Origin of the sequence: Pseudomonas sp. PA-4-8C, from assembly GCF_021606625.1 — a bacterium.
Lineage (GTDB): Bacteria > Pseudomonadota > Gammaproteobacteria > Pseudomonadales > Pseudomonadaceae > Aquipseudomonas > Aquipseudomonas lactis.
Genome location: NZ_WKCD01000533.1, coordinates 1 through 1,375, shown reverse-complemented (window position 1 = coordinate 1,375; position 1,375 = coordinate 1). Strand labels below are relative to the sequence as shown.

The 1,375-nt window shown below is 58.8% G+C and carries 2 protein-coding genes; one reads left to right on the top strand and one right to left on the bottom strand.

The annotated features are described in order from the left end of the window. Window positions 1–592, bottom strand: a 592-nt coding sequence (locus GIW04_RS30730; protein ID WP_268939289.1) for a glycerophosphodiester phosphodiesterase family protein, incomplete at its 3' end; no start/stop codon positions are given. 232 nt (window positions 593–824) lie between these two features. On the opposite strand from GIW04_RS30730, the gene GIW04_RS30725 reads away from it, so the two are divergent. Continuing rightward, window positions 825–1,148 carry a DUF2025 family protein gene (locus GIW04_RS30725; RefSeq protein WP_003193672.1) on the top strand — a complete coding sequence of 108 codons (324 nt, stop codon included), beginning with the start codon at window positions 825–827 and terminating at the stop codon, window positions 1,146–1,148. Window positions 1,149–1,375: the final 227 nt, after the last annotated feature.

The following is a 1,375-nucleotide window of genomic DNA, read 5'->3' as shown; positions in this document are numbered from 1 at the left end:
GTTTGGAGCCGGCGGAGCTCAGCCAGCCTTTGTCCAGCAGCTTGTTTTTCAGGTCGGCTTCGATACCGGGGAACTGCTTGGGCTCCTTGGTCTCGATGTACAGGCCGGGTTTGTGCGAGGGGTTGCCTTCGGCGATCTTGATGATGTCGTCCAGGCTCAGGATCTTCAGGCCAACGAAACCAGGGCGCGCGCGGTCCGGGTAGGCGGCGTTGAACCAACTGCCGGCGTCGAGGGTTTGCAGCTCTTTCCAGGTGAACTCGTTGGCGGGTGCGTCTTTGCGCTCGGGAAACTTGGTGGCGACGTCGGTGGTGCGCTGCAGGTTGTTGTCGTGCAGGGCGAACAGCACGCCGTCCTTGCTACGTTGCAGGTCCAGTTCCAGGTAGTCGGCGCCCAGGTCGCGTGCAACCTTATAGGCAGCAGCGGTGGATTCAGGCGCATCGTAGGAAGCACCACGGTGAGCGATCACCGCAGGGTAGGGAATGCCTTCGTTTGTCGCCAATTCGGCCGGGCTGACCGGCTCGGCAGCCTGTGCCTGGCCAAGGCCGAGCATCAACGCCAGCAGCAAGGCGCTTTTGGAAAACGTGACAGGCATATGCGAAGTCCTTTCGTGGAGGTAACTTTGAGAAGGTGTCCTTTTTAACAATTGATTGCGAACGGCGCTATCACCAAACCGACATTAACGTGCGCACCGGCCAATTTTGTGGACTTTTTTGCAGGGCGTTGCAGTATTCTTACGGGTAGCTGCCCCGTCAGAGGGCGGTAATTTCTGCCACGCGTGTAAACCATCTTTCCAGTCCCTGTGGGACTTTTCAGTGAGGTTTACCATGCGCATCACTTCCGAGCTTATCTGCCAGGCCGCCGACCAACTCCAGGGTTTTGTCGGCCTCAACCGCAAGACCGGCCAGTACATCGTGCGTTTCAGCGAAGACTCATTCGGCATGGACGTGGCCGATGACGGCATCATCCCCACAGCCGAGTTCGTCTGGCTGCCGGCCGCCGACCACACCATGACCCTGTGCCGAGCGCGCCTGCAGTTGTTGCTCGACCAGAATATCGACGAGCGCATCAACATCACCGAGCCGCTACGCGTGTATATGCACCGGGTAGAGATCCCGCAGATCAGCGCGTTGCGTAGTTTGGTGAGTTAGTCGTCCGTCATTTTGCAAACGATGACGAGCAAAGGTGGGAGCTGGCTTGCCTGCGATGGCGGCCTGCCAGCCGACACTTATCTACCTGACACCCCGCGGTCAAAACTGTGGGAGCGGGCTTGCTCGCGAAGGCGGCCTGACAGTCAACACAGTTGGACTGTGTACATATCCATTCCTTCGGTAACGGCCACTTAGGGTTCCGCCCTGACGGCGGCTCACTTTCGAAA